The sequence below is a fragment of the Streptomyces sp. NPDC050263 genome, assembly GCF_040655955.1.
GTDB lineage: Bacteria > Actinomycetota > Actinomycetes > Streptomycetales > Streptomycetaceae > Streptomyces.
Genome location: NZ_JBFAKW010000263.1, coordinates 1 through 2,908 on the forward strand (window position 1 = coordinate 1; position 2,908 = coordinate 2,908).

The following is a 2,908-nucleotide window of genomic DNA, read 5'->3' on the forward strand; positions in this document are numbered from 1 at the left end:
GTCCAGCGGGACCTGGGCATCGCGTTCGTCTTCATCGCCCACGACCTCGCCGTCGTACGGCACTTCTCGCAGCGCGTGGCGGTCATGTACCTCGGGAAGATCATCGAGATCGGCGACCGCGACTCCATCTACACCCGGCCGCGGCACCCGTACACCCATGCCCTGCTCTCCGCGGTCCCCGAGGTGAAGGTCACGGACGGGGAGGCGCCGGCGCGCGAGCGGATCCGGCTCGCCGGGGACGTGCCCTCGCCGATCGCCCCGCCGTCCGGCTGCCGCTTCCGCACCCGCTGCTGGAAGGCGCAGGACAAGTGCGCGGCCGAGGAACCGCCGCTGATCCGGATCCCGGGCAATCACGAGGGCCATTCGACGGCCTGCCACTTCCCGGAGGAGCCGACGATCGAGGCGCGCGAGGAAGACATCGTGCTGGACCCGGCGCTGGTGGCCTCGGCGGAGAGCGGGAGCGGGAACGGCCCGTCCGGCGATTGAGGACGAGGCCCGTTCAGGGCCGACAACGGGGGTCCGGGGGCTGCAAGCCGCCGGGCGATGCCCGCATCGGCCTCACCTGTCCGGCGTCACCACGGTGATGATCTCCGGACCGGTCGCGGTCAACGGCCCCCGCTCCCAGTCCCCGTACTGTTCCACGACCCGCAACCCCGCCTCGGCGAGGAAACCGGAGAGAGCCTCAGGGGCGAGGAAACGGAGCGTGGAACGGCTGACGCGTCGGCGGAGCCACCCGCAGGACTCGAAGGTCTCCGTGAACGTGACCCGGTCGCCGGCCGACGCGTCCTCGACCTCGTGCCAGACGCGGACGACACGGCCGTCCGCGTCGGTGACCTCGCGCACCCGGTCCGGGGTCCACGTCTCCCAGGCGCGTGCCGCCGGGTTGCGGGTCTCGAACACGAACCGCCCGCCGTCGCCCAGGGCGGACCGGACGGCCCGCAACGCGGCGCGCAGTTCGTCGTCGCACAGGAGCACCTGGAAGGCGTGGCCCTTCATGGTGACGAGGTCGAACTCGCCGTTCCACAGGCGGGTGCGGAGGTCGCCCAGCAGCCACTCCACGCCGGGCGCCCGGCGTCGGGCCTGGACGAGCATCGCGGCGGCCGGGTCGAGGCCGGTGAGCCGCCCGGGGTGGCGGTCCTCGGCGGCCCGCGCGAGGAGTCGGCCGGTGCCGCAGCCGACGTCCAGCACCGCGTCGGCGGTTCTCACCAGGTCCAGGTAGAAGTCGTCGTCCGGCCCCCACGGGTTGATGGTGTCGTAGAGGGAGGCGAGGGTGAGATCCGCGAACGAATGATCGACCACCGCGGCAGTCTGCCACACCCCGATGTGACTCACGACAAGATCGACAACATCGGGAATACCCGGTCGGATCCCGGTCGGATGCCTGCGGGATCCCGGCCGGAATCCGTTCGACAGGCGGGCCGCGGCGGGACATGCTCGTCGGCGATGACGAGAACAGACGACATGCCCACCGCGTGGGACGAACGCACCCAGCTCACCACGTTCCTCGACTACGCCCGGGACACCGCCCGCGCCAAGTGCGAGGACCTCGCCGACGCGGACGCCCGCAAGGCGCCCCTGCCGGGTTCGCCGTTGATGACCATGAGCGGCCTGGTCAACCATCTGCGCTGGGTGGAGTACTACTGGTTCCGGGTCGTGTTCCTCGGCGAGGAGGACGAGGGGCCCTGGACCGACGAGGACCCCGACCGCGAGCTGCGCATCGCCGTCGACCTCCCGCTCGCGCACGTGCTCGACGAGTACGCCGAACACGCCGAGAACCACCGCAAGCTGGTCGCCGAGCACGCCCTCGACACCAAGGCGCGCACGGCGACCAGCGACGGCCGCCATGTGGACCTGCGCTGGATCCTGCTGCATCTGATCGAGGAGACGGCCCGGCACAACGGCCACCTCGACATCCTGCGCGAACTGATCGACGGCCGGACGGGCGTCTGACCAGATGGGCGTCTGACCGGACGGGCGTCTGACCAGGCAGGCGTCCAGGAGGCGTTCTACTCTTCGCGGATCGCCTCCACCGCCTCCCGGACCTCCGGGTCGGGGTCGGCGGCGAGGCGGTCCAGCAGCTCCGTGACGCCCGGGGTGGACCAGCGGGCCACCGCCCAGACCAGGTCCTCCCGCACCGACGGGTCGGGATGCCCGGACAGCCGCGCCAGTTCGGCGAGCGGGCCGCGCCCGCGCATGCCGAACCAGTGCAGCGCCTCCCGCAGCACGGCCGGGTCTCCGGGATCACCGGCCGCCGCGACCCGCGCCAGCAGCACGCGCGGCGGCGGGGGCGGGCCGTCCAGCGGGTGCGGCAGCCGTTCGAGCAGTCTGCGGGCGCCGTAGCCGCCGCGCACGCGGCAGCCGAAGCAGGTGCACGGCTTCGTCCCGTGCGCGTTCGGCAGATACCGCCAGCCGACCACCTGCGGCGCCTTGCGGATCCGGTGGACCTCGCGGGGCCGGATCGCCCGGGGCACGAACACCTCCCACCCACGCGGGTCCTCCAGCGCCGCGATCCGCCGTACCGCCTCGGCGGCGGTGATCTGCGGCCCCTCGTCGCGGGGGCGGTCCCGGTAGTGGCCCGCCGACACCTCCTGGGCGTCGTCCAGTCGCACGTGGACGGCGACCAGCCCGCCCCGGCTGCCGAACCGGGCCAGCTCGCGCAGCCACTGGTGGGTGAGGGTGTACGACGGCAGCACCGGGAAGCAGAGCACCCCGCGCGCACCGCCCTGCCCCTGACCGCTCGCGCGGACGCCGGACCGCCGGATGCGCGGCGCGTTCGCCGCGGACGTCAGGTGCACGAACATCGCCATGAGACGCATGCTAGTGCCGCGGCAGGCAACGTTCGCCCCGTCGCGACGCCCGGCACGCACTCTCGCCGCACCGGCCGAAAGCCCAAGTACGTCCAGTACGA

4 protein-coding genes are annotated in these 2,908 nt (G+C 72.8%); 2 read left to right on the forward strand and 2 right to left on the reverse strand.

The window, feature by feature from the left end:
- Positions 1-486: oligopeptide/dipeptide ABC transporter ATP-binding protein (locus tag AB0J04_RS45730; protein ID WP_363174658.1), on the forward strand; the 486-nt coding region annotated here is incomplete at its 5' end.
- Positions 487-558: 72 nt separating this feature from the next.
- On the opposite strand, the gene AB0J04_RS45735 is transcribed toward AB0J04_RS45730, so the two are convergent.
- Complete coding sequence (locus AB0J04_RS45735; RefSeq protein WP_363174659.1) at positions 559-1,299, reverse strand: methyltransferase domain-containing protein; 741 nt, start codon at positions 1,297-1,299, stop codon at positions 559-561.
- A gap of 144 nt (positions 1,300-1,443) precedes the next feature.
- Here AB0J04_RS45735 and AB0J04_RS45740 point away from each other — a divergent pair, with 144 nt between their 5' ends.
- Positions 1,444-1,950 carry a DinB family protein gene (locus tag AB0J04_RS45740; RefSeq protein ID WP_363174660.1) on the forward strand — a complete coding sequence of 169 codons (507 nt, stop codon included), beginning with the start codon at positions 1,444-1,446 and terminating at the stop codon, positions 1,948-1,950.
- A 56-nt stretch (positions 1,951-2,006) separates the two neighbouring features.
- Here AB0J04_RS45740 and AB0J04_RS45745 read toward each other — a convergent pair whose 3' ends face one another.
- Entirely contained in the window at positions 2,007-2,807 is an 801-nt protein-coding gene (locus AB0J04_RS45745; RefSeq protein WP_363174662.1) for a HEAT repeat domain-containing protein, read from the reverse strand.
- Positions 2,808-2,908 lie beyond the last annotated feature (101 nt).